This is a genomic window from Mesorhizobium sp. B283B1A, assembly GCF_020165735.1.
Taxonomy (GTDB): Bacteria; Pseudomonadota; Alphaproteobacteria; order Rhizobiales; family Rhizobiaceae; genus Mesorhizobium; species Mesorhizobium opportunistum.
Map to the genome: position 1 here is coordinate 1 of NZ_JAIUIQ010000072.1, position 22,576 is coordinate 22,576.

Consider the following 22,576-nt stretch of genomic DNA (forward strand, 5'->3'; position numbering starts at 1 on the left):
GCCCCGGCCGCGCTGAGGGCGCGGCCGGGAAAAACCAACCTCCGAACGCCCCAAGCGGCGCGTCCGGCAAGATGAGGAAGCGGACCCTCCATGCTGCGATTCTTGGCTATGCGCATAGCGTCGGCGATACCGGTCCTCGCCATCTTGAGTCTCGTCACCTTTGCCATCATCCAGGCGCCGCCGGGCGATTATGCCGACTACATCCGCTCGCAGCTGATCAACCAGGGTGGCGCCTCCTTCGCCCAAGCCGACGCTCAGGCCAACGCATATCGTATCGAACATGGCCTCGATAAGCCGTTGCCCGTCCAGTATCTCAACTGGATCGGCGGCATCGTCACCCGCGGCGATTTCGGCTACAGCCTCTACTACAACAAGCCGGTTGCCGACGTCGTCGGCGAGCGGCTGCCGCGCACTCTCATCCTGGCGCTGGTCTGCCATCTCCTCGCTTCGGTGCTGGGCATCACCTTCGGCATATGGGCGGCGACCCGGCAATACACCTGGATCGACTCGACGCTGTCGGCCATCTCCTTCCTCGGCATGACGGTGCCGCGCTTCCTGATGGCGCTGATCATCGTCTATCTGCTGGTCTTCCAGTTCAACGTGTCCGAGATAGGCTCGTTCTTCTCGCCGCAATATGGCGGCGCGCCGTGGTCGTGGGGCAAGTTCGCCGACCTCGTCAAGCATGTCTGGCCCGTGGTGGCGATCGCCACCTTCGGTGGCCTCGCCTACAACATGCGCGTCATGCGCGGCAATTTGCTGGATACGCTCAACGCCCAATATGTCGAGACGGCGAGAGCCAAGGGCCTGACCGGCAGCGCCGTCGTCATGCGCCATGCCGTGCCCAACGCACTGCATCCGCTCGTCATGTATCAGGGCGTGGTGCTGCCCTACATGCTCACCGGCGAAATCGAGACGGCGATCATCTTCGCGCTGCCGACCGTCGGCCCGGCGATCGTCGGCTCCATGGCGGTCGGCGATGTCTATGTCACCGCGACCTTCATGATGGTGCTGTCGGCGACGCTGATCGTCGGCAACATCATCGCCGACATGCTGCTCGTCCTGCTCGATCCGCGCGTGCGCCAGTTCGGGGAGGGGTAGATGCTGGCGCGCGATCCGTCACCCCCACCGCTGCCGGCCGAAGGGCCCATCATAGCCATACCGGCGCGCGGCAACGAGAGCTACATGGCGCTTGTCTGGCGCCGGCTGAAGCGCTCCTGGACCGGCATGGCCGGGCTCTGGCTCGTCGTGCTGCTGCTGGTGATGGCGGTGTTCGCCGAGTTCGTGGCGCCGATGGATCCGAAGGCGACCGATGTCGGCTTCGCGCCGCCGCAAGTGCCTTCCTTCCACGACAGGGACGGCAATCTCGTCATGCGGCCGAGGGTCTATGCACTCGCCGATTCGGCGGATCTCGATCCGGTCACCTTCCAGCCCATCGTCGGCCCCGACTACGACCATCCAAGGCTGCTCGGCTTCTTCGTCGAGGGCGCACCCTACAGGCTCTTCGGGCTCATTCCGGCCAACCGGCATTTCTTCGCCTCGATGGACGGCCTGCCGGTGCATTTCCTCGGCACCGACAAGTTTGGCCGCGATGTCCTGTCGCGCGCCATCCACGGCTCGCGCGTCTCGCTCATGATCGCGCTGACGGTGGTCTTCATCATCACCGTCATCGGCACCACCGTCGGCATGGTCTCCGGCTATTTCGGCGGCCGGTTCGATGTCTGGATGCAGCGCTTTGTCGAACTGGTGCTCGCTTTCCCGCAACTGCCGCTCTATCTGGCGCTGACGACGTTGATCCCGGTCACCGCGCCCACCAATGTCTTCCTCGCTTTCGTCATCATCGTCATGTCGGCATTGGGTTGGGCACAGATGTCGCGCGAGGTGCGCGGCAAGACGCTGGCGCTGGCGCGGATCGAATATGTGCGCGCCGCTATGGCGGTTGGCGCCACCGACCGGCGCATCATCATGCAGCACATCTTCCCCAATGTGATGAGCCACGTGATCGTTGCCGTGACGCTGGCGATCCCGACGGTGGTGCTCTTGGAATCCTTCCTCGGGTTCCTCGGCTTCGCGGTCAAGCCGCCGCTGATCTCGTGGGGGTTGATGCTGCAGGACACCGCGACCTATTCCGTCATAGGCACCTATCCCTGGATCCTGTCGCCGGTCGGTTTCGTGCTCGTCACCGTCTTTGCCTTCAACGCGCTGGGCGATGGCTTGCGCGACGCCGTCGACCCCTATTGAGGTGACAGGAATGACCGTCGCGCTCGCCGAAACCTTCGCACCTGCCGTCCGCCACGACCATGACGGGCGCCAGGGCGAGCCGATCATCGATGCCCGCAACATCGAGGTCGCCTTCAAGGTCGAGCACGGTGTCGTCGAGGCGGTCAAGGACGTCTCGTTCCAGCTCTATCGCGGCGAGACGATCGCCATCGTCGGCGAATCCGGCTCCGGCAAGTCGGTGACGGCGCGCACCGTCATGGGGCTGCTGTCGCGGCGCGCCACCGTGTCGCCAAGATCGAGCGTCTGTTACGACGGCCAGAACATCCTGAAATTCGCCGAGCGCGACCGGCGCAAGCTGCGCGGCGACCGCATCTCGATGATCTTCCAGGAGCCGATGAGTTCGCTCAATCCCATCTACACGGTCGGCAGCCAGATCGTCGAGGCGATCAGGGTGCACCGCAAGGTGGGCCGCAGGCAAGCCTGGGCGCGGGCGCTCGAGCTGCTGCGGCATGTGCAGATCCCCGAGCCGGAAGCGCGGCTCAAGCAATACCCGCACCAGCTCTCCGGCGGGCAACGCCAGCGTGTGATGATCGCCATGGCGCTCGCCAACAATCCCGACGTGCTGGTCGCCGACGAGCCCACCACAGCGCTCGACGTCACCGTCCAGGCGCAGATCCTCAACCTGATCCGCAATCTGCAGAAAGAGCTGCGGATGGCGGTGATCCTGATCACCCATGATCTCACCGTGGTGCGCAAATTTTCCGACTACGTCTATGTCATGCAGCATGGCGAAATGTGCGAGCACAATGTCACGGAACGGCTGTTCGCCGATCCGCAGCACCCCTACACCAGGCGGCTGCTGGCTTCCGAGCCGCGCGGACGGCCACAACCGCTGCCGGATGGCAGTGGCACCATCCTCGAGGCGCATGGCGTGCGCGTCTGCTTCATGCTGCGCCACGGCACCTTCCTGAAACCGGACTGGCGCGAACTGGTCGCCGTCGACGATCTCGGCCTCAAACTTTGCCGCCACGAGACGCTGGGACTGGTCGGCGAATCCGGTTCCGGCAAGACCACCTTCGGCCAGGCCTTGCTGAGATTGATCGACGCCAAGCGCGGCGAAATCCGTTTCGACGGCCAGCCGATCCAGGGCCTGTCCCGCAACGAGATGCGGCCGCTGCGTTCGCGCATGCAGATCGTCTTCCAGGATCCCTTCTCCTCGCTCAATCCGCGCATGACGATCGGCCAGATCATCGAGGAAGGGCTGATCGTCAACAGCATCGGCGCGACGCGGCGCGAGCGGGTCGAGCGGGTGCGCGAGGCACTGGTCAGCGCCGGCATGCCCGGCGACATCCTGTCGCGCTTTCCCCATGAATTTTCCGGCGGCCAGCGCCAGCGTATCGCCATTGCCCGTGCCATCGCGCTCGAACCCGAATTCATCTTGCTCGACGAGCCGACCTCGGCGCTCGACCTCTCCGTCCAGGCCCAGATCATCGACCTCTTGCGCAAGCTGCAGGACGAGCGCGGCCTGAGCTACCTCTTCATTTCGCACGACCTGAAGGTGGTGCGGGCGCTCTGCCACCGCGTCATCGTCATGCAGCACGGCAAGATCGTCGAGCAGGGGCCTGTCGACGAGATCCTCTCCAATCCCAAGACCGCCTACACCGAACGGCTCGTCAGGGCCGCTTTCGACGTGGCCTGAACATAGCCGGAGGTTAGCGTGGCAAAAAATCCCAGGATCACATTCATCGGCGCCGGCTCGACGGTGTTCATGAAGAACATCGTCGGCGACGTGCTGCAGCGTCCGTCGCTGTCGGGCGCGACGATCGCGCTGATGGACATCAATCCGCAGCGGCTGGAGGAGAGCGCCGTCGTCGTCAACAAGCTGATCGCGACGCTCGGCGTCAAGGCGAAGGCCGAGACTTACTCCGACCAGCGCAAGGCACTCGCCGGGGCCGACTTCGTCGTCGTCGCCTTTCAGATCGGCGGCTACGAGCCCTGCACCGTCACCGACTTCGAAGTGCCGAAGAAATACGGCCTGCGCCAGACGATCGCCGACACGCTCGGCGTCGGCGGCATCATGCGGGGCCTGCGGACCGTTCCGCATCTGTGGAAGATCTGCGAGGACATGCTTGTCGTCTGCCCTGAGGCGATCATGCTGCAATACGTCAACCCGATGGCGATCAACACCTGGGCGATATCGGAGAAATACCCTGATATCAAACAGGTCGGTCTCTGCCATTCGGTGCAGGGCACGGCGATGGAATTGGCATACGATCTCGACCTTCCCTACGAGGAAATCCGCTACCGCTCGGCGGGCATCAACCACATGGCCTTCTACCTGAAGTTCGAGCATCGGCAGGCGGACGGCTCCTACCGCGACCTCTATCCCGATCTCGTACGCGCCTATCGCGAGGGCCGCGCGCCCAAGCCCGGCTGGAATCCGCGCTGCCCCAACAAGGTGCGCTACGAGATGCTGACCAGGCTAGGCTTCTTCGTCACCGAGAGCTCGGAGCATTTCGCTGAATACACGCCCTATTTCATCAAGGACGGTCGCCCCGATTTGATCGAGAAATACGGCATTCCGCTCGATGAATACCCCAAACGCTGCATCGAACAGATCGAGCACTGGAAGGACCAGGCGCAGGCCTATCGCTCGGCCGACCGTATCGAGGTGGAGCCGTCCCGGGAATACGCCTCCTCGATCATGAATTCTGTGTGGACCGGCGAACCCTCGGTGATCTACGGCAATGTCCGCAACAATGGCTGCATCACCTCGCTGCCCCGCGATTGCGCCGCCGAAGTACCGTGCCTTGTCGATGCCTCCGGCATCCAGCCGACCTACATCGGCGACCTGCCGCCGCAACTGACGGCGCTGATCCGCACCAACATCAACGTCCAGGAACTTACGGTGCGGGCGCTGATGAGCGAGAACCGCGAGCATATTTATCATGCAGCGATGATGGACCCGCACACATCGGCCGAACTCGATCTCGACCAGATCTGGTCATTGGTCGATGATCTCCTGGCCGCTCACGGCGACTGGCTGCCGGCCTGGGCGCGTGTGAGGCGCAAGACGGAAGCGGCCTGATCAGAGCATGTCGCCGATGGCCGCTTTATTTCGGCTCGTCGGCGTCCGGCTCTTCCTCGTCGTCACGGGCCTTGATGACATAGGCGCCCTTCAGCCAGCGGTTGAGGTCGATGTCCTTGCAGCGCGTCGAGCAGAATGGGTAGGTCTCGCGCGCCGAGGGCTTGCCGCATTCGGGGCAGGGGCGCTTGGGGCGCAGCGGGGTCACTTTGTCGTCGGGGCTCATAGCCGTGGGGACAACCAGTTTTGATGGATCTTGAAGCCCTCGCCCGACAGCAGCGCCACCGTCTCGTAGAGCGGCAAGCCGACGATGTTGGTGTACGAGCCGACCAACTTCACGACGAAAGCTCCGGCGAGACCCTGGACGGCGTAGCCGCCGGCCTTGCCCCGCCACTCGCCGGACGCGACATAGGCGTCGATTTCCTCGCGTGGCAGCCGCTTGAAGCGCACCCGCGTCTCGACCAGCCGCTGGCGCAACTTGCCGCCCGGCGTGATCAGGCAGATGCCCGAATAAACCCGGTGCGAGCGGCCCGACAGCAGGCCGAGGCAGTTGGCGGCATCATCGAGCGTCTCGGCCTTGGGCAGGATGCGCCGCCCGACCGCGACCACCGTGTCGGCGGCCAGCACGAAGCTTGGCGCATGGTCCGTCTCGGTCTTCAGCGACGCGAACGCTTTCTCGGCCTTTTCCTTCGACAGCCGCTTGGCCAGCGAACGCGGATGTTCGGCACGCAGCGGCGTCTCGTCGATATCGGCTGGCAGGATGCGGTCCGGCTCGATGCCGGCCTGCTGCAAGAGTTCGATACGGCGCGGCGAACCCGAGGCAAGCACCAGCTTCTGCAAAATGCTCATCGCGTTCCGGTCGAGCCCTGATCTTACTTGAAGCGGTAGGTGATGCGGCCCTTGGTCAGGTCGTATGGCGTCATCTCGACCAGAACCTTGTCGCCGGTCAGCACGCGGATGCGGTTCTTGCGCATGCGGCCGGCCGTATGGGCGATGATCTCGTGTTCGTTTTCGAGCTTTACCCGGAACATCGCGTTGGGCAACAATTCCGTCACGACACCCGGAAACTCGAGGACTTCTTCCTTCGGCATTCGATACCTTTGCTTGGATGGCAATTCCAGCGCCCCGGCTGGAATTTCGGCGGAACCTATATGATAATCGTTCGCTTGTGAACACGCTTAATCCGGATGGTCTGGAGCGACGAACCTGCGGCCGATCCGGGCTTTCAGCCGCTCGCGCACGTCGCGATAGCTGGCCATGATCTGCTCGCGCGTGCCGCCGGCACCGGTCGGGTCCGGTGTCGGCCAATATTCCACCTCGACGGCAAGCGAGCGGGTGAGCTCCAGCGCCGCATGGTGCGCCTCCGGCGCCAGCGTCACGATGAGGTCGAAATAGTCATCCTCGAGCTCGTCCAGCGTCCGTGGATGGCGCTCGCCCAGCGTGAGACCGTCCTCGGCCAGCACGGCATCGACGAATGGGTCCCGCTCGCCGGCGCGCACACCGGCCGAAGCGACGAAGGTGGTGGCGGGCAGCATCCGGCGTGCCAGCTGCTCTGCCATCGGCGAGCGCACGGCATTCATGCCGCACAGGAACAGGATCGAGCGGGGCAGGATAGCCAGGATTAGCCCCGCCAGTGCAGCACGCAGACCAGCGTGAACAGCCGGCGCGCCGTATCGAAATCGATGTCGATCTTGCCAGAAAGCCGGTCCATCAGCGTCTGCGAGCCTTCATTGTGCAAACCCCGGCGGCCCATGTCGATCGCCTCGATATGGCTCGGTGTCGAGGAGCGGATGGCGTCGTAATAGCTTTCGCAGATCATGTAGTAATCCTTGACGATGCGCCGCAGTGGCGTCAGCGACAGGATATGGGTGACGACCGCGCTGCCGTCCTCGCGCGCCACGGCGAACACCAGGCGCTGCTCGGCCAGCGACAGTTTCAGCCGGTAGGGACCGGCGCCACTGTCATTGACGGGCTGAAAACTGTTCTCCTCGATCAGGTCGAAGATCGCCACCGCCCGCTCATGCTCGACATCGGGCGTCGAACGGCCGATCGATTCATCGAGTTCGACATCGATCAGTTTTGCGCGGCTTTGATCGGAGCCCGTCATATCGGCCTACATATTCAGCCGGACAGTGACGGAGCGGCCATGCGCGTCGAGCCCTTCAGCCTTGGCCAGCGCGACCGCCGCGGGCGCCAGCAGGCGCAACTGTTCCGGTCCGAGCTTGAGGATCGAGGTACGCTTGACGAAGTCGAGGACCGACAGGCCCGACGAGAAGCGCGCCGAGCGCGCCGTCGGCAGCACATGGTTGGAGCCGCCGACATAGTCGCCAATGGCTTCCGGCGTATGACGGCCGAGAAAAACCGCGCCGGCATTGCGCATCCGCGACAGGAAGCCTTCTGCGTCGTCGATTGCCAGTTCGACATGCTCGGCGGCGATGCGGTCGACCAGCGGCAATGCCGCGTCGATCGTTGGCACCAGGATCACCGCGCCGAAATCGCGCCAGCTCGCCGACGCCGTCTCGGTTCGCGGCAGGCTCTGCAACTGGCGCTCGACCGCCTGTTCGACCGCCTTGCCGAAAGCCGGCTCGTCGGTGATCAGGATCGATTGCGCCGACGCGTCGTGCTCGGCCTGGGCGAGCAGGTCGGCGGCGATCCAGTCCGGATCGTTGCTGCCGTCGGCCACGACGAGCACTTCCGAGGGGCCGGCGATCATGTCGATGCCGACCGTGCCGAACACCTGGCGCTTGGCCGCCGCGACATAGGCATTGCCGGGCCCGACGATCTTTGCGACCGGCTTTATGGTCTCGGTGCCATAGGCAAGGCCTGCGATCGCCTGCGCGCCGCCGACGCGGTAGATCTCGGACACGCCTGCCATGTCGGCCGCCACCAGCACCAGCGGATTGATGATGCCGCCCGGCGCCGGCACGACCATGACGATGCGCTCGACGCCGGCCACCCGGGCGGGCACGGCGTTCATCAGCACCGAGCTTGGGTAGCTTGCGGTGCCTCCCGGCACGTAGAGCCCGACCGCCTCGATCGCCGTCCAGCGCCAGCCGAGTTCGACCCCGGCGGCATCCGTGTAGCGATCATCCTTGGGCCGTTGCCGCTCATGGTGGGAGCGGATACGGTCGCGCGCGAATTCAAGCGCTTCGACCGCCTTCGGGTCGGCCGTTTCGTAGGCCGCCGCAATGTCTTCCTTCGACATGGCAATGCCGAGGCTGTTCAAATCGGCACGGTCGAACCTTTGTGTGTAGTCGATCAGCGCCGCATCGCCGTCGGCACGCACGCACGCGATGATCTGCCGCACGGCGGCGTCGACGTCCTCGGAGACTTCCCGCTTGGTCAACAGGAAAGCGGCGAAACGCTGCTCGAAATCGGCGTCGGATTGACGAAGCGTGATGGCCATCGGATATTTAAGCCTTATGGACGGGGCGCGACGTGGCTTCCCACGCGCCGCCGACATCGGCAAGGCGGGCCTCGATGCACTCGACATCGAGCATGATGGTGCCGCCACCGGAAAAGATCAGCTCGACGATGCCGCCCGGCTTGCTGATCTCGATGAAGCTGATCGCCAGCAGGGACAGGATCTCGGCCGGCTTGTCGCGGGCTATGCCGTTGGTCTTGGCGCCGAGCACCCGGTCGAAATGCAGTACGGCCTGCCGCCGCTCATTGTGCTGGCGAAACAGGCCCGACTTTGCCTCCCAGACAAAGCGGTTCATTGTCAGCACGAAACGCTTGGCCGAAGGCAGGAATTCGAGGTCCGAAACCTTCATCACGGCGTCCTGGACATGGGCCGAGACAATGCTCAGATCCTGATCGTCGAGCGCGATGAGTTTGAGGGCTGCCATGCTGAAAGTGCACCTGAAAGTTGGTTTAAGCCCTCTGTTAGGCGGTCTTTCCGGTCGGTGCAACCGCAGCACGGAATCCGGCCCAAGCAATGAACTGGCGGCGTCATCGGCGGAACCGCTGATCTCCCCCGCAAAGGGGGAGATTGGATGTGGCTTCGGCTTTCGCCAATCGCCAGCGCTGGAAAGCAGTTGCCTTACGCCGAAATCCGCTCGATCACCGCGCCGCAGTTGGAGAGCTTCTCTTCCAGCCGCTCGAAGCCGCGGTCGAGATGGTAGACACGGTTGACCGTGGTCTCGCCTTCGGCGGCCAGGCCGGCGATGACCAGCGAGACGGAAGCGCGAAGATCGGTGGCCATAACCGGCGCGCCTTTCAGCTTCGCCACGCCGTCGACGATCGCCGTCTGGCCCGAAAGCGTGATGTGGGCACCAAGCCGAGCCAATTCCTGCACATGCATGAAACGGTTCTCGAAGATCGTCTCGGTGATGCGCGACTTGCCCTTGGCCATCGTCATCAGGCCCATGAACTGCGCCTGCAGATCGGTCGGGAAGGCCGGGAACGGCGCCGTCGTCACGTCGACCGGCGAAATGCCGGCGCCGTTGCGCTTGACGCGGATGCCGGAATTGGTCTGCGTGATCTCGGCGCCCGTCTGGGCGATCACGTCCAGCGCGGTCTGCAGCAATTCGGGACGCGCGCCTTCGAGCACCACGTCGCCGCCGGTCATGGCGACGGCCATGGCATAGGTACCGGTCTCGATGCGGTCGGGGATGACGCGCACGCGGGCGCCCGAAAGCGCTTCGACGCCGTCAATGGTGATGGTTGGCGTGCCGGCGCCGGAGATCCTGGCGCCCATGGCATTGAGGCATTCGGCGAGGTTGACGATCTCGGGCTCGCAGGCGGCGTTCTCAAGCACCGTCTCGCCCTTGGCCAGCGACGCCGCCATCATCAGCACATGGGTGGCGCCGACCGAGACTTTCGGGAACACGTAGCGGTTGCCGACAAGGCGGCCGTTCCTGGTCTTGGCGAGCACATAGCCGGTGTCGACATCGATGTCGGCGCCCAGCGCCTGCAGGCCTTCGAGGAACAGGTCGACCGGGCGCGTGCCGATGGCGCAGCCGCCCGGCAGCGACACTTTCGCCTCGCCCATGCGGGCCAGCAGCGGGCCGATCACCCAGAACGAGGCCCGCATCTTCGACACCAGTTCATAGGGCGCCGTCGTATCGACGATGTTGCGGGCGGAGAAGTTGATGGTGCGAGAATAGCCTTCATTCTGCTTCTCGCGGCGGCCATTGACCGAATAGTCGACGCCGTGATTGCCGAGGATCCGGATCAGCTGCTCGACGTCGGCCAGATGCGGCACGTTTTCCAGCGTCAGCGTGTCGTCGGTCAACAGCGAGGCGATCATCAGCGGCAGGGCCGCGTTTTTCGCGCCCGAAATCGGAATGCTTCCGGCAAGCTTGTTGCCGCCGACAATTCTGATGCGATCCATGGAAAACGTCCCTCTCGGCCAGAAAAGGCCGGTTCAATCGTTTGAGTATCGGCCCGTCTAGACCATTGGCCGGCGTGGTTCAAGAAATAGGATTTCGCCCACCCTGGCCCAAGAGTGGCCGATTTGAGTTAATCTTTTTGTATTTCCTTGGCTCCGCCGAGCCCCTCCGGCCGCTGGTCGGCTTCCCCGGCGCGCCGCTTGTCGGCGTCGCCAATGCGGCGTGAGCGCGACTGCGCCTTGCGCTTCTGCAGATTGGCCCGCAATTGCCCGGCGAGCCGGTCCTTCCGGCCCGTGCCGCCCTTTTTGGCTTTATTTGTCTTGTCGTTCATCGTCCTGTCCCGCCTGCCTGTCGGCCGACACCCATTCAGGGATAGCCAACATTGTGGCGCCGCCATGTCATTAAAAGCTATCCGGCAAAGGCTTTCACAGAAGCGTTGCACTTGGCCTTGCGCTTGCCGGTTCGATATGGCAGAAGCCCGCCATCAGCGGCTGCGGTAGCTCAGTGGTAGAGCACTCCCTTGGTAAGGGAGAGGTCGAGAGTTCAATCCTCTCTCGCAGCACCAGCCTATCCCTTTTGAACTGCTCAAGACCGTGACTGAGGCCCTGAGTTCCCGTTCCTACGCGGTGCGAAATGGCGTTGGCACGCAATCGTGTCTATCCACACGCGTCTATCCACGCGTAATGCGATAGACGGTTGCGTCACCCTGCACACCCCGAAGGGGCGCGTCAAAAGCCACGACACGATGGCCGGCAAGCATTTCGCGAACCCCGGGCGCGGAATAGAGCGCCTCGGAAATGCAGACCTGTCCGGCTTCCGCCAAGGACTGCACGCGTGCGGCGACATTCACGGTCTGGCCGAAATAATCGAGGTTGTCGTTGAGTGTCACGGCGATCGACGGTCCACAGTGGGCTCCGATCTTGAGAATGATCCCCGGCCCGTCATGGTCACCGTTGAAGCGATCGATTTCTTCAAAGACGTGAAGTGCAGCCGAAATCGCATCCGACGGCCGCGAGAATACAGCCATCACCGCGTCGCCAATCGTCTTGACCACCGCTCCGGAATGTTGCTGAACCGCCACGTTGACCAGAGCGAAATGCTCGCGGACCAAGGCGTAGGCGTTGAGGTCACCTAGGCGCTCATACATGGCGGTCGAACCACTTAGGTCCGTGAACAGGAAGGTGATCTGCCGGATGCCGAGCCCCTCTCTCTCGTCGACACGTTCGGACCGGAACAGCTGGCGGAACGTTTGCCGCGCAAGCAGCGCTCCACCGGAAACATAGGGTTCGAAATCGAGCGCTGGCTTGGTGGTCAGCGCGACAAGCTCGGGCGGCCAGTTGATAACAAGCAACGAACCTCGCACTGTCCCTCTATTCACTACCTCGATGACAATCGGGCCAGGTGGCACAGTGGGCAAAGCCGGCAAGAAGCGTTTGCCGTCATAATCGATTTTCAGAAGCGTCGGTGCGAACACCGGATCGCCTGATATTGGCACAGCGAACGCGGCCTGCGTCTGGACGTTGACGCCAGAAAGGGCGCCCGGTCCCAGGTCGCCGCGGAGAACTGTGGTGGTGCCGGGTGGCAGAAACGTCATGCCCCGAACGAAGCCGCGCAGAACGTCAAGAAAGCGAACGTCTTGGCCCGGTAGCCGCCCGTCATGTCCGAAATGGAGCTTCCAGTGAAAATCCTCGACAGGGAGCGTCTCGGGATCGTGGTAAGGCAGGCGCCGTAATTTCGGCGATACCGAGAAGGTGACCTCGATGAAGTCGTCGAGGTCGGTGTCGCCCGAGACGTCGCACAGGCCACAGACGTAGTGGGTCTTCAGCGTGCGCAGGGCGCCGAAACTATCGAGCACCATCCCGGACTGGGGACACAGCACATCCCAGCTCATGTCGAACAACCCACAGCGCGTGGCATGAAGGAAGAGGTCGATTGCTTCTGGCTCGGCGATTACGCGGTCGCGAGCAAAGGACCGCGGATTAATGCGATAGAGTGAGTGGTCGTCGGCGCTCTTGATCAGCGTCTCGAATTTCGAGATGACGCGTGGGCTCCAGGCTCGCGCCTGCTCCACCTTGGTCATCTTGCTTTCGAGAAGACGATCGTCGACTACCGTCACGTCGGATCCTCAACCTTGCCTCACGACAGCCTATACGTCGAAGGCTCAGCGGACTCCAGTAGTTCGTGCGTCGCTCGTTGATTTTGATAGACGGGTGCGCACCAAGCCCCCAGTTGGGCCCCTTCAGGTCCTGATGTCGGCGACGACCGTTCCGGAGACCGGATCGGTAATGCCGAGGTCGCCGCCGAGATCCTCCAGCATGTCTCACATTGTGCCCAAAAGGCCGATCATCTGCGGCCGTGCCGCCGCGAGGCTGTCCAAGTCGTTCCATTCACCGACGACGCAGAAGGTCCGGTCGCCGGTCTTGATCAGAGCGGCCTTTCGGAGGCCCGTGGCGTCGAGGCTCGCCTTCTTGTGTGCATCGATGAATACCTGTTTCTTGCCCGGCTTGGTGCGGAACCGAACGACGTTGTAGGCAGTCATGCCTTTCCGCCAATCGATTGCGAAGACTCTCTTGCCTGGCCAGCCTTACGGGCGGCATGCCCTTTTGTGTGCGGCGTGCCTGAAGTTCGGCGCGAACTGAGACAGCCCGACATGCTGAGAAAGCTTGACATGGCAGACCAGGGCGACCGCCTCTTATTCGGCCCACGGTGAAGGATCGTTACGGCCTCACAGCATCGTTACCGGCACGCGGGGCAGAGCCAGACGAGCAGAACCGAAATCGCCCGGCCAACCTCACACGGTCGACCGGGCGTAGTGATGGAAGTGCGGTCGGTCAGGCGGCTTCGGCGGCCCGAACGACAGGAAAGTCGATATCGGTCTCAGCCACATTGTTGATTAGGTTGGTCAGGAAGTTCTCGGCAACGATGGCGACAATCTCGATGACTTGGGCCTCGGTAAAACCCGCCAGTTTCACGGCCGCAATGTCGGCGTCCTTTACCTTGCCGCGGGTCTCCGCCACCCTGGCCGCGAAACGCACCGCCGCGTCAGCCTTCGGATCGCTCGACCTGCCCTTGCGGTTGAGCGCGATCTCCTCGGGACTGATCTTTGCCAGGTTGAGGCCGAGATAGGTATGAGCCGACAGGCAGTAGTCGCAGCCGTTCACCTGGGCAACGGCCAAGGCAATGCGCTCGCGGGTTTTCACGTCCAATGCTCTGGTGAGCGCGCCGGACAAGCTGGTCATGCCCGTCAGAGCAACAGGGCTAATGGAAACGAGGCGGAAAAGGCCGGGAACGATACCAAGCTGCTTGTTCACGGCGTCGAGAATGGGTTGCGAGGCGGCCGGGGCTGCTTCGCGGCTCGGGATGGCAATACGGGACATTTCTCTCTCCTGTTCGATGATGTCGGTGCGACAGAAGCTACCTATTATCTTCCAGCAGGTGAGAGTATTGGATATCTACAAGATATGACCTCTCATTAACTGGAAGAGTTGGCTCATGGACCGTCTCGAAGCGATGTCAATTTTGATTGCCGCCGTCGAAACCGGCAGTCTCTCCGCGGCAGGGCGCAAACTTGGAACACCCCTTCCAACGATCAGTCGCAAGGTTGCAGAGTTGGAGGCCTATCTACACACCCGGTTGCTCGTCCGATCGACACGACGGCTTATCCTGACCGACAGCGGGGCCGCCTATGTCGCGGCCTGCAAGCAAATCCTGGAGCAAGTGGGCGAGGCGGAGCGAACCGCCTCCGGCGAATACAACGCGCCAAAGGGCGATCTGATCATTACGGCACCCGTCGTATTCGGACGACTGCATGTTTTGCCGGCGATAAATGATTTCCTCTCGCACTTTCCAGACATCAACGTGCGGTTGGTGCTCTCAGACCGAAATGTGAATCTGATCGACGACCATGTCGATATGGCCGTTCGAATTGGTCCTTTGCCAGACAGCAGCATGGTGGCGACGCGGGTAGGATCGGTGCGTCGCGTTGTCTACGGCAGTCCGGCCTATTTTGCTGACCATGGTGTGCCAAAGGCGCCGGCCGATCTTTCTGGAGTCTCTTGCGTCACGTTCGATGTCTTTGCATCCGCCACATCCTGGAGTTTTGCCATGCCAGGTTCGAATGCTGAGCAGACCGTAGCCATCCGCTCACGTCTTTCAGTGAACACCGCGGAAGCTGCGATCGACGCGGCCTTGGCAGGTGTAGGTGTCACCAGGGTGCTCTCCTATCAAGCGGCAAAGGCGATCGAGCAAGGAAAGCTGGTGGCCGTTCTTGAAGGGTTCGAGCCGGAATCCATGCCGGTCAGCCTTCTCCATGCAGGTCAGGGGCTTTTGCCCCTCAAGATGCGATCCTTTCTTGATTTTGTGGCCCGCGTTTGCGCAAAGCCCTTCTGCCGCCGAAGCATGACTGATGGCCAATCCGTCATTGATGCACAAGGTATCTCCCTGGGGTGAGGCTCCGCGTTCGAACCGCGGATGTGGCTGATAAGTCCAGTGTGGCCTTGTTCGACACCATTCTAACACTTATTAAAGGGTTACAATTGCCACTACTAAAATGATTGGAAAAGAGCCGAAGATGGGTGAGCAAGTGATCGGCGAGCTGCGGGACGGAATGCCCTTCGTCTCAGGCAGGCTCTGGATCGACTTCGTCAATTCGACGACCGCAACAATGGGCGATTTCCTTGAAACGCCCGACGGGTGGCGCCGTTGGATTGCGGCCGCAGACTTGCCGCCATCGTCAACAGGGGAAGTGCCGGACGTCGGACCCGCGCGTGACCTGCGGACGGCCCTAACGACCCTGTTGGCGCATCTGATCCGGCAAACCAGGCCGCCCCAGCAAGCCATCGACGCCGTCAACCGGCATCTGGGCGAGGTTGCGGTCCGCAAGCAACTCCAGATTCGCGACGGCGTGCTGGCCATTGCTGCCGCGACCACGGGTGGCAATGATGCGCTGGCTGCTATCGCGCAGGATTTTGCCGACTTTGCCGCTGATTTCGAACCACATCGTCTGCGCCACTGCAGCGGGCCGGACTGCACACTGGCTTTCTACGACACCGCCCGCAACGCGACCCGGCGCTGGTGTTCCATGGCCCTGTGTGGCAACCGCCACAAGGTCAAGACGCACCGCGCGAGGAAGCTAGTCTGCGACTAGCACCAATCGACACCCATTGAGGTGGCTCCGTCAGAGCCGTCCGAGAGACAAACGGGCAATCGTGCACCGGGTGCCGCGTCACGGTATCGTGAGGCGCCCCTTCTGTAACCATTAAAAATGCCCTTGACAGGTTTCGATAAGTTCGACACCATTAAAACGTAAAATTAACGGTTACGAAGGTTCGCAATATGTTCCAGACGCCATCTCTCCCCGGCAGTTCCGCCCTTTCCCGCTCCTGGCGCGGCGGCTTGACCGGCGCGCTACTCGCTGCTGTGGCTTCGATTCCATCCGTCTCTGCGGGCCAAGCGGCCAACGTCGAGACACTTTCGAAGACAGTGAAGGTGGATGGGCTCGACATCTTCTATCGCGAGGCCGGGCCAAAGGACGCGCCAGTCGTCTTGCTGTTGCACGGCTTTCCCTCTTCCTCGCACATGTATCGCAACCTGATCCCCAGGCTCGCGACACACTACCGGGTCATCGCGCCGGACTATCCAGGTTTTGGCTATAGTTCGGCGCCAACACTTGACCATTTTGCCTATACGTTTGGTGCTGTGACCGACATCGTCGACCACTTTACCCAGGCGGTCGGCGCGAAGAACTATGTGCTCTTCATGCAGGACTATGGTGGCCCCGTCGGCTTCCGGCTGGCGGTCAAGCATCCGGAGCGTCTGCGTGGCCTGATCATACAGAATGCAGTCGCAAACGTCGAAGGCTGGAACCCTGACGTGGTGAAGCAGCTTTCGCCTTTTTGGGTGAAACGCAACGCAGAGACGGAAAAGCCAATCCGCGACATTCTCACCCCTGACGCCACGAAATTCGAATACACGCACGGCACCACGCGACCGGACAAACTGTCGCCAAATGCTTGGACCGTCGATCAGGCGGGCCTCGACCGGCCGGGCAATGTCGACATCCAACTCCAGTATTTCCACGACTACCAGACCAACGTCGCCCTCTATCCTGAGTGGGGTAAGTTTCTGAAATTGGCACAGCCGCCACTCCTCATCGTCTGGGGCAGGAACGACCCATATTTCACGCTGAAGGGCGTGGACTATCTCAAGGGGCTGGTCCCGGGTGCAGAGGTGCATCTCTACGACGCTGGTCATTTCGCGCTCGAAACCTATGGTGACGAGATCGCCGGAACCTCGCTCGAATTCCTATCGCGATTGCCGAAGATCAATTGATCGCCTTGAGGCGGCGCTCCGATGCATTTGTCGGAGCCCCGCGCCCCATGTTCCTCCACCAAAAGCGGAGCCGCGGATGTCCCGGCCAGCCGGTCCCAGGATGGTTTGACGCAAGAGCGGGACGTGCTGGCCCCGACGGCCACTGTCCCGATCAACTGCACGAGGCTTCATTCACATCGATTTCAAGACTAGGTTTCGTCGAAGTCGGCAAGCTTCGGATACGCGATCGTCGGCGCACACAGGAGCCCGAGGACGCGTTCGCGGTAACGAACGAGGCACTGCAGGCGCACGCTGTCGCTGATGCGCGCTGGTGCATGCACGAGGAATGGCTCGATCACGGTGAAACCCACAAAGTAGAGCATCCCGTGGTTGATTGGGAACAGGATCTCGGCGATTGGGCCGTTTAGTCCGCGGTTGGAATATATCAGCGGAGGCCCGCCGATTGTGACGGAACACATCGCGCGCTTTCCTGCGAAGACGCCGCGATCATACCATTTGCCGCCGCCGTAGATACGGCCACCCGACGCGAACACTCGGTCAACCCAGCCCTTGAGGATCGCCGGCAGCCCGAACCACCAGAGCGGAAACTGCAGGATCAAGGCGTCGCACCAGAAAAGCTTGTCCATCTCGGCCTGGATGTCTGGAGCGAATCCGTCGTGGGCAGCCGCATTCGCCTCCTCAGACTGCTGGCGGTAGTAGTTCGCGTCTCGAATGGTCGTGAAGTTGCGCCGATCTGATACCGGATTGAAACTCATGGCATAGAGATCGGAGATAACGACCTCGTGCCACGCCGCAGACAGTGCATCCTGCGCCGCGGGGGTTAGGGCGCCGTTGAAGCTGTTGTGCTCTGGGTGGGCATGAAAGATGAAGATGCGCACCGCGCTTCCCTAGCTGGTCGAGATGTTCATTTTCTGGATGCTGAAAAGGACCGCTCCGCAACGTAGTCGAGCGAAAAGACGCCGGCGCCACGGGTCAGCACGAGCAGGAGCAGCGAGGCCCACAACAGATGCTCGGCCCAGTTCTCCGGGAAAACGAAAATCTGGATTACCGATACGACACCGAGCAGCATCAGTGCGCCAAGGCGGGAGAACAGCCCCAGGAAGAGCAGCACCGATCCCGTGATTTCGGCAGCCGTTGCCAGAGGCGCTGCAATCGACGGATCGATGAACGGCAGATTGTATTCGTTGGCAAACAGCTGCAGCGTCACCGGCCAGGAGGCCAGCTTCGTTTGCGCCGACTGCCAGAAGACATGCGATATCGCGAGGCGGGCGGCGAGCTGGATCAGCGAAAACGGAATGCGGTCGGGTAGTTTGATAACGCGCCTGTAGAGGCCGACAAGGCCGCCAGAATTGGGCGAGGAATATTCGGGTATCGCGGTCATGACTGTCTCCATCAGTTTGAGAGGGGATGCGTCGGGATCCGAACATCCGTGACGAGCCCGTCGCCGAACAGACGCACGAGCGCGGACACGAGATCGAATGAGGGATCGAGGGCGAGGGCACGGCTTGTGGCGTGTTCGAGGCCTAGGCCGTGCTTCAGCGAATGCCGGAACGCAAAGTTCACCCGATCGAGAAGGACCAGCCGGACGCTATCTCCGGCTCGCCACAACGCCACGCGTTGAGGGCGCCTTATCCAGGCACTCTGCTGGTCGATCATCGCCTCTTGCTGGTGCGCCGTCCAAACGGACAGGATCGACCAGTGCGAAACGATCAGCCGCAGGGAGGGCTGCAACAGGATATCGGGTGAGGGTCCCAGATTGGTGCTGTCATATTCAGCCAGGGTTCGCGACGGCAGGCAAACGGCGTCGAGCGCTTCTGCGATGGTCCATTCGAGCCGAGCCGTTTCGGCCACGATCGGCATGTCGGAAAGTGTGTCGATCGTCTTCAGGAAGCGCGGGAAGCCGGCGCCATAACGCGCCAGCCGCGACTCCACCGGCGGATGCCGTCGAATGAACTCGCTGGCTACGAAACGGAAAAACCGTTCATCGACAAGGCGAACCGTGACGGGAAACACCGCCATCAGCACCGAAGTGAGCGAACTGCGGGTGTTGTTTTGGTAGATACGCAGGCGCGCCAAAGGATCGGCCTTGCCGGCGGTCAAAATTTTTGCGGCGACCAACGGCTCCATGGAGAGCACCGAGCGCGCCATGGTGGTCTGCAAGTCTTCAAGCGGCAGCATGGTATCCTCCCTGTATTATTTGCGGCAACGCTGACAGCATGACCTGTCCGGCCTTGGCGGCGGCAAATGCCGCAAGCACGGGCATGCCTGTCCTTGCCTCGGTTTCGAAGGAAACGAGGGTGGACTGTGGCCGGGGTTTTGCGGCCGCCGTTTGTCTCGCGGCCTGCTTGCGGTTGAACATGATCGAAGCGGAAAGCATGTCGGCCCACATCGCTTCGCCGAGCAGCACATCGAGAACAGGAACATCGGTGTCCCATTCGATCAGGGTAGGGCGCGGTCCAAGCCGACTTATGGCATGCTGGTAGAGCGTCCAGACAACCGGTGGCACGCGCGAGCCATGATCGTCGATGAGCACGGTGTCGGTCCCGACGTGATTGATCGCATGTCCGGCAAGATGGATCTCACCGATAGCCTCTACTGGCAGCGCATCGATGAAGGCTTTTGCATCATATTGGAGGTTGTGCGCCGAAACCTGGACATTGTTGACATCCAGCAGCAGGCCACAGCCGGTCCGCGCGACGAGCTCGGCCAGGAATTCGGCCTCGTTCATAGACGAATCCACAAAGGCGACATAGGCAGACAGATTTTCGATCAGCACCTGCCGCCCCAGCGCGCCCTGGACGGTCTCGACATTGCGCGCCACGATCGCCAGCGCCTCTTCGTCATAGCGCAGCGGCAACAGGTCGTTCAGGTAGGCGCCGTCGGCCACGCTCCAGGCGAGATGTTCCGAGACGAGATCGGGCTGGAAGCGCTCGCAGACCTTGCGCAGCCTTTCCAGATGATCGCGGTCCACTCCTCGCGCGCTGCCCAGCGAGAGGCCAACGCCATGAACCGATAGCGGATAGATTTGGCGCAGCCGGTCCAACGCCTCGACGCCGGCGCCATGTCCCATGTAGTTCTCGGCATGCACTTCGAGCCAGCCAGCGGAGGGTCTGCGGGTCAGCATCTCGCTGACGTGAGGTGAGCGAAGACCGATGCCCGCTGATGCGGGGATCGAGAGGCGCTGAAATGCACGGGACATCGGTCTGCTCCTTCCAAGGGGTTGGCTCGAAGTCTGATCGGTCAGGCCTTAGGCTTGTCGCTGCCGCCAGCGATCTTCGCGCAGCTGCCGGCGGGCACGTAGAGCCACGAATCCGGCTGGTTGTCTGCGGTGGAGGTGCCGGCGCAGGAATGCGTCGCGGTCTGGCAGTCGTTCTGGCCAGCCTTGACGACGCCGTAGCACTTTTCGAAGGCGAAGGCGGGCTTGGCAGCCGGGCCGCTATAAGCGGCCGTTGCGGCCAGCGAAGTGGCGGCCGCTAGGGCCGATCCGATGAGGGTTTTGGCGTTGATCACAGACGTGTCTCCTGGTTGCGTTTCGAGGGAAAGACCGACCTTGCGGCCTGTCTGCAAGCAGTGTCCCTGATCCGGCGGCCGAGCTGAAATGCTGTCTCGGCATGGATTTGATACGCGGTCACTATGTTGAAGCCCCTGCCAAGCAAAAGCCCTCCGGCGGGGAACCGAAGGGCTTGGCGCCCGCATTCGGGAGCGGAGCGAAGCAGGCGCGAACAGGCGGGAGGGAGGCGCCTAGATGTATCGATTTTCGGTGTTGGCGGTCGGGCGTTCGCCTTGAAAGAGATGATCGGCGAGAAGCCAATCCTCTGCTCGCTGCCGTCCTCTGTCGCGCATGTCGGTCAGTTCACCCCAGTCGGTCCACGGTCTCGTGAACAGCGCCGAGGCGGCCCGGTGCTGGCTATCGAAGATGAAGTGAATTGGCGTGCACATCATCGAGCAAGGACTGGCGGCGAGACGGCGATCCGCACAGGGCGTCATGGACAATGATTCCTTACCAGTGACGATCAGCCGATGGCCGGTCTCAAACGGCTGCACCAACGGCAAAGTCGAAGCGTCGCCGTGGCCCCAATAGGTATCGCCGTCGATCTCCACGGCCGGGAAGAGGAAGGGGATCGTCGCCGCCGCCAGGATCGCCTCGATCGACAATTGATCGCTGGCGAAGGTCTTCAAGGCGTCTGTGCGGGAATTCGAAGCCTGAATGCTGAGGCTCACCGGGCAGCCTGTCTTGCGGATCTCCGCAATGTCGATTGACTGTTCCAGGATCGATCTTAGCGGATTGGCTGCATCGAACATCGACGCATGACTGACGCGTCGCCAGAAGTTCGTGAGCGCCGTCCGGGCGCCACGCCGACCGCCCACGGCCAAGCCATAGGCGAGAACCGCTGCCTCAGTTGCGCCGAAACCGGACGCCGTGATGTTGCCGAAGGACAGGGCAGGCTCGTCCAACAGGCGGTCGAGGACACCCCAGACAAATGCGCCGTGTGCATCGCTTGTCAGAACAATGTCCACGACTTGCATGTCTGCCACTGAAGGTCCTGCAGCGATGAGTTGGTTGGTTTCGATTCCGGTCTGGATATGCATTGTCTCAGTCTCCATCCCAAAAGCGCCAAGCTGGGCGTTTGATGGAAAGACTGCCGCATCTTCTCCTGCCGGCGAAATGCCAAGGTGGCATGAACTCCATAGGCAGATTGCATTGGCTGCATCGCCTCGTGCGTCGCAAGGTTTTGCAAGGCAGGCAAATCCCAGGATTTTGCTTTGAACCTGCAACACGCAGGTCGCCGGCGAGCCTTCAGCACACAGAAAGGAGCGTGCCATGACAGTACGAACTGCCTGCCTGGGGGCGATAGCCCTCGGCCTGCTTGCCGGGGCCGCCGCCGCGGATCCCTTCAGCGATCTGGCTGCGTTGCCGACGTTCTATACAGACGCCTCGATGAAAACGATGAAGCCGATGGCTGGCTTCAAGAAGGCCTGGCTCGCCATGCCGAAGCATGACCGGGTCACGATGACCAAGGCCTGCAAAGATCCCGCGATGGGCAAGCCCCATGCGCAATTTTGCGTCAAGGTGCTCGCCTTGGATGATGCCAAATAGCGGCCGCCGCCGAGCATCCGCAGGATGCAGAGCCGGTATAAACTTCATACGCGGACGGCATTGGCGAAATACTGAGTGATTGCAACAAAATTCGTATTGGCGAGGAGGAACCACAGAGTTCTGAATTGCTGACGAATATTACCGCAGTCGTCGATGGGATGATTGCTAAACTTCAGAGAAAGATCATACCATGAATGTAAAATCTATCTGTCTCGGCGCCTTCGCGCTTTCCGCTCTGAGCGGCGTTGCTTTCGCCGGCGTGCTCGACGAGCCGTCCAACATGCAGCCTTTCTTCACTGACGCCGGCATGAAGACGATGAAATCGGATGCCGACTTCAAAGCAGCTTGGGGCGCTATGTCGAAGGACAAGCGGGATGCCATGAAGAAAGAATGCAACGACGCAGCGATGAGCAAGCCCCATGCCGAATTCTGCGTGAAAGTTCATCAGCTCGGCGGCAACAGCTGAACGTCACCCTGGCTTTCCAGAGAGCGGGGGGGGGGGGGGGGGGGGGG

At 62.0% G+C, this 22,576-nt stretch carries 27 protein-coding genes and 1 tRNA gene; 10 read left to right on the forward strand and 18 right to left on the reverse strand.

Translation table 11 applies throughout. The features are described from left to right. The first annotated feature begins 90 nt into the window (after positions 1-90). The 4 genes from LB577_RS32045 to LB577_RS32060 are packed head-to-tail and all read left to right on the forward strand — an operon-like array spanning position 91 to position 5,305. Positions 91-1,098, forward strand: a complete 1,008-nt coding sequence (locus LB577_RS32045) for an ABC transporter permease (protein WP_224690419.1) — start codon at positions 91-93, stop codon at positions 1,096-1,098. Next, entirely contained in the window at positions 1,099-2,238 is a 1,140-nt protein-coding gene (locus LB577_RS32050) for an ABC transporter permease (RefSeq protein WP_224690420.1), read from the forward strand. 10 nt (positions 2,239-2,248) lie between these two features. Next, the gene (locus LB577_RS32055) at positions 2,249-3,916 is read left to right on the forward strand and encodes an ABC transporter ATP-binding protein (protein ID WP_224690421.1); all 1,668 of its coding nucleotides are present in this window, start codon (positions 2,249-2,251) and stop codon (positions 3,914-3,916) included. A gap of 18 nt (positions 3,917-3,934) precedes the next feature. Then, the gene (locus tag LB577_RS32060) at positions 3,935-5,305 is read left to right on the forward strand and encodes an alpha-glucosidase/alpha-galactosidase (protein WP_224690422.1); all 1,371 of its coding nucleotides are present in this window, start codon (positions 3,935-3,937) and stop codon (positions 5,303-5,305) included. A gap of 25 nt (positions 5,306-5,330) precedes the next feature. Here the strand turns inward: LB577_RS32060 and yacG are convergent, their stop codons facing one another. From yacG to LB577_RS32105, 9 genes are all read right to left on the reverse strand, one after another. After that, positions 5,331-5,528, reverse strand: a complete 198-nt coding sequence (gene yacG, locus LB577_RS32065; protein ID WP_023766678.1) for a DNA gyrase inhibitor YacG — start codon at positions 5,526-5,528, stop codon at positions 5,331-5,333. After that, a complete protein-coding gene (locus LB577_RS32070) occupies positions 5,525-6,151 on the reverse strand; it encodes a Maf-like protein (protein ID WP_013893693.1) in 627 nt (208 codons plus the stop codon). The genes yacG and LB577_RS32070 overlap by 4 nt, the downstream gene beginning before the upstream one ends. A 23-nt stretch (positions 6,152-6,174) precedes the next feature. Then, on the reverse strand, positions 6,175-6,393 hold the full coding sequence (infA, locus tag LB577_RS32075) for a translation initiation factor IF-1 (protein WP_006200926.1): 219 nt from the start codon (positions 6,391-6,393) through the stop codon (positions 6,175-6,177). 87 nt (positions 6,394-6,480) lie between these two features. Next, positions 6,481-6,936, reverse strand: coding sequence for a low molecular weight phosphatase family protein (locus LB577_RS32080; protein WP_084555549.1), 456 nt, complete (start codon positions 6,934-6,936; stop codon positions 6,481-6,483). Next, a complete protein-coding gene (locus tag LB577_RS32085) occupies positions 6,924-7,409 on the reverse strand; it encodes a UPF0262 family protein (RefSeq protein WP_140572529.1) in 486 nt (161 codons plus the stop codon). The genes LB577_RS32080 and LB577_RS32085 overlap by 13 nt, the downstream gene beginning before the upstream one ends. A 6-nt stretch (positions 7,410-7,415) precedes the next feature. Next, positions 7,416-8,708: a histidinol dehydrogenase gene (gene hisD, locus LB577_RS32090; RefSeq protein WP_224690423.1), complete on the reverse strand. Its 1,293-nt coding sequence runs from the start codon at positions 8,706-8,708 to the stop codon at positions 7,416-7,418. 7 nt (positions 8,709-8,715) lie between these two features. After that, entirely contained in the window at positions 8,716-9,150 is a 435-nt protein-coding gene (locus LB577_RS32095) for a DUF2948 family protein (RefSeq protein ID WP_023776486.1), read from the reverse strand. A gap of 194 nt (positions 9,151-9,344) precedes the next feature. Beyond that, a complete protein-coding gene (gene murA / locus LB577_RS32100) occupies positions 9,345-10,637 on the reverse strand; it encodes a UDP-N-acetylglucosamine 1-carboxyvinyltransferase (RefSeq protein ID WP_013893698.1) in 1,293 nt (430 codons plus the stop codon). A gap of 128 nt (positions 10,638-10,765) precedes the next feature. Continuing rightward, a complete protein-coding gene (locus LB577_RS32105; protein WP_224690424.1) occupies positions 10,766-10,966 on the reverse strand; it encodes a hypothetical protein in 201 nt (66 codons plus the stop codon). 159 nt (positions 10,967-11,125) lie between these two features. Between LB577_RS32105 and LB577_RS32110 the strand changes: the two genes are divergently transcribed. After that, a tRNA-Thr gene (locus LB577_RS32110) sits at positions 11,126-11,200 on the forward strand. Positions 11,201-11,305: 105 nt separating this feature from the next. Here LB577_RS32110 and LB577_RS32115 read toward each other — a convergent pair. From LB577_RS32115 to LB577_RS32125, 3 genes are all read right to left on the reverse strand, one after another. After that, complete coding sequence (locus LB577_RS32115; RefSeq protein ID WP_224690425.1) at positions 11,306-12,751, reverse strand: adenylate/guanylate cyclase domain-containing protein; 1,446 nt, start codon at positions 12,749-12,751, stop codon at positions 11,306-11,308. Positions 12,752-12,955: 204 nt separating this feature from the next. Beyond that, positions 12,956-13,174 carry a DUF718 domain-containing protein gene (locus LB577_RS32120; RefSeq protein WP_224690426.1) on the reverse strand — a complete coding sequence of 73 codons (219 nt, stop codon included), beginning with the start codon at positions 13,172-13,174 and terminating at the stop codon, positions 12,956-12,958. Between the two features lie 292 nt (positions 13,175-13,466). Continuing rightward, positions 13,467-14,012 carry a carboxymuconolactone decarboxylase family protein gene (locus tag LB577_RS32125; protein WP_224690427.1) on the reverse strand — a complete coding sequence of 182 codons (546 nt, stop codon included), beginning with the start codon at positions 14,010-14,012 and terminating at the stop codon, positions 13,467-13,469. 115 nt (positions 14,013-14,127) lie between these two features. On the opposite strand from LB577_RS32125, the gene LB577_RS32130 reads away from it, so the two are divergent. The 3 genes from LB577_RS32130 (at position 14,128) to LB577_RS32140 (ending at position 16,965) form a co-directional block, all read left to right on the forward strand. After that, positions 14,128-15,084, forward strand: coding sequence for a LysR family transcriptional regulator (locus LB577_RS32130; RefSeq protein WP_224690428.1), 957 nt, complete (start codon positions 14,128-14,130; stop codon positions 15,082-15,084). A gap of 121 nt (positions 15,085-15,205) precedes the next feature. Further along, positions 15,206-15,781: a CGNR zinc finger domain-containing protein gene (locus LB577_RS32135; protein ID WP_224690429.1), complete on the forward strand. Its 576-nt coding sequence runs from the start codon at positions 15,206-15,208 to the stop codon at positions 15,779-15,781. 341 nt (positions 15,782-16,122) lie between these two features. After that, the gene (locus LB577_RS32140; protein WP_224690431.1) at positions 16,123-16,965 is read left to right on the forward strand and encodes an alpha/beta fold hydrolase; all 843 of its coding nucleotides are present in this window, start codon (positions 16,123-16,125) and stop codon (positions 16,963-16,965) included. Between the two features lie 188 nt (positions 16,966-17,153). Here the strand turns inward: LB577_RS32140 and LB577_RS32145 are convergent, their stop codons facing one another. The 6 genes from LB577_RS32145 to LB577_RS32170 form a co-directional block, all read right to left on the reverse strand. Continuing rightward, the gene (locus tag LB577_RS32145) at positions 17,154-17,843 is read right to left on the reverse strand and encodes an NAD(P)H-dependent oxidoreductase (protein ID WP_224690433.1); all 690 of its coding nucleotides are present in this window, start codon (positions 17,841-17,843) and stop codon (positions 17,154-17,156) included. Between the two features lie 26 nt (positions 17,844-17,869). Next, the gene (locus LB577_RS32150; protein WP_224690435.1) at positions 17,870-18,346 is read right to left on the reverse strand and encodes a DoxX family protein; all 477 of its coding nucleotides are present in this window, start codon (positions 18,344-18,346) and stop codon (positions 17,870-17,872) included. Between the two features lie 11 nt (positions 18,347-18,357). Further along, the gene (locus tag LB577_RS32155; RefSeq protein WP_224690437.1) at positions 18,358-19,143 is read right to left on the reverse strand and encodes a DNA-binding domain-containing protein; all 786 of its coding nucleotides are present in this window, start codon (positions 19,141-19,143) and stop codon (positions 18,358-18,360) included. Further along, the gene (locus LB577_RS32160; protein ID WP_224690438.1) at positions 19,130-20,164 is read right to left on the reverse strand and encodes a DUF692 domain-containing protein; all 1,035 of its coding nucleotides are present in this window, start codon (positions 20,162-20,164) and stop codon (positions 19,130-19,132) included. The genes LB577_RS32155 and LB577_RS32160 overlap by 14 nt, the downstream gene beginning before the upstream one ends. Before the next feature lie 41 nt (positions 20,165-20,205). Then, the gene (locus LB577_RS32165; RefSeq protein WP_023766714.1) at positions 20,206-20,475 is read right to left on the reverse strand and encodes a DUF2282 domain-containing protein; all 270 of its coding nucleotides are present in this window, start codon (positions 20,473-20,475) and stop codon (positions 20,206-20,208) included. A 231-nt stretch (positions 20,476-20,706) separates the two neighbouring features. After that, positions 20,707-21,555, reverse strand: a complete 849-nt coding sequence (locus tag LB577_RS32170) for a patatin-like phospholipase family protein (protein ID WP_224690440.1) — start codon at positions 21,553-21,555, stop codon at positions 20,707-20,709. A 232-nt stretch (positions 21,556-21,787) separates the two neighbouring features. Here LB577_RS32170 and LB577_RS32175 point away from each other — a divergent pair, with 232 nt between their 5' ends. After that, positions 21,788-22,063, forward strand: coding sequence for a hypothetical protein (locus tag LB577_RS32175; RefSeq protein WP_224690442.1), 276 nt, complete (start codon positions 21,788-21,790; stop codon positions 22,061-22,063). A gap of 190 nt (positions 22,064-22,253) precedes the next feature. Then, complete coding sequence (locus LB577_RS32180; RefSeq protein WP_023766717.1) at positions 22,254-22,529, forward strand: hypothetical protein; 276 nt, start codon at positions 22,254-22,256, stop codon at positions 22,527-22,529. Positions 22,530-22,576: the final 47 nt, after the last annotated feature.

Excerpts from the sequence above, each read along its gene's own strand:
- LB577_RS32120 (WP_224690426.1), bottom strand. The coding sequence starts at position 13,174 with ATGACTGCCTACAACGTCGTTCGGTTCCGCACCAAGCCGGGCAAGAAA.
- LB577_RS32070 (WP_013893693.1), bottom strand. The coding sequence starts at position 6,151 with ATGAGCATTTTGCAGAAGCTGGTGCTTGCCTCGGGTTCGCCGCGCCGT.
- LB577_RS32050 (WP_224690420.1), top strand. The coding sequence starts at position 1,099 with ATGCTGGCGCGCGATCCGTCACCCCCACCGCTGCCGGCCGAAGGGCCC.
- LB577_RS32135 (WP_224690429.1), top strand. The coding sequence starts at position 15,206 with ATGGGTGAGCAAGTGATCGGCGAGCTGCGGGACGGAATGCCCTTCGTC.
- LB577_RS32045 (WP_224690419.1), top strand. The coding sequence starts at position 91 with ATGCTGCGATTCTTGGCTATGCGCATAGCGTCGGCGATACCGGTCCTC.
- LB577_RS32055 (WP_224690421.1), top strand. The coding sequence starts at position 2,249 with ATGACCGTCGCGCTCGCCGAAACCTTCGCACCTGCCGTCCGCCACGAC.
- LB577_RS32130 (WP_224690428.1), top strand. The coding sequence starts at position 14,128 with ATGGACCGTCTCGAAGCGATGTCAATTTTGATTGCCGCCGTCGAAACC.
- LB577_RS32150 (WP_224690435.1), bottom strand. The coding sequence starts at position 18,346 with ATGACCGCGATACCCGAATATTCCTCGCCCAATTCTGGCGGCCTTGTC.
- murA (WP_013893698.1), bottom strand. The coding sequence starts at position 10,637 with ATGGATCGCATCAGAATTGTCGGCGGCAACAAGCTTGCCGGAAGCATT.
- LB577_RS32105 (WP_224690424.1), bottom strand. The coding sequence starts at position 10,966 with ATGAACGACAAGACAAATAAAGCCAAAAAGGGCGGCACGGGCCGGAAG.
- LB577_RS32155 (WP_224690437.1), bottom strand. The coding sequence starts at position 19,143 with ATGCTGCCGCTTGAAGACTTGCAGACCACCATGGCGCGCTCGGTGCTC.
- LB577_RS32175 (WP_224690442.1), top strand. The coding sequence starts at position 21,788 with ATGACAGTACGAACTGCCTGCCTGGGGGCGATAGCCCTCGGCCTGCTT.
- yacG (WP_023766678.1), bottom strand. The coding sequence starts at position 5,528 with ATGAGCCCCGACGACAAAGTGACCCCGCTGCGCCCCAAGCGCCCCTGC.
- LB577_RS32170 (WP_224690440.1), bottom strand. The coding sequence starts at position 21,555 with ATGCATATCCAGACCGGAATCGAAACCAACCAACTCATCGCTGCAGGA.
- LB577_RS32095 (WP_023776486.1), bottom strand. The coding sequence starts at position 9,150 with ATGGCAGCCCTCAAACTCATCGCGCTCGACGATCAGGATCTGAGCATT.
- LB577_RS32180 (WP_023766717.1), top strand. The coding sequence starts at position 22,254 with ATGAATGTAAAATCTATCTGTCTCGGCGCCTTCGCGCTTTCCGCTCTG.
- LB577_RS32085 (WP_140572529.1), bottom strand. The coding sequence starts at position 7,409 with ATGACGGGCTCCGATCAAAGCCGCGCAAAACTGATCGATGTCGAACTC.
- LB577_RS32160 (WP_224690438.1), bottom strand. The coding sequence starts at position 20,164 with ATGTCCCGTGCATTTCAGCGCCTCTCGATCCCCGCATCAGCGGGCATC.
- infA (WP_006200926.1), bottom strand. The coding sequence starts at position 6,393 with ATGCCGAAGGAAGAAGTCCTCGAGTTTCCGGGTGTCGTGACGGAATTG.
- LB577_RS32125 (WP_224690427.1), bottom strand. The coding sequence starts at position 14,012 with ATGTCCCGTATTGCCATCCCGAGCCGCGAAGCAGCCCCGGCCGCCTCG.
- hisD (WP_224690423.1), bottom strand. The coding sequence starts at position 8,708 with ATGGCCATCACGCTTCGTCAATCCGACGCCGATTTCGAGCAGCGTTTC.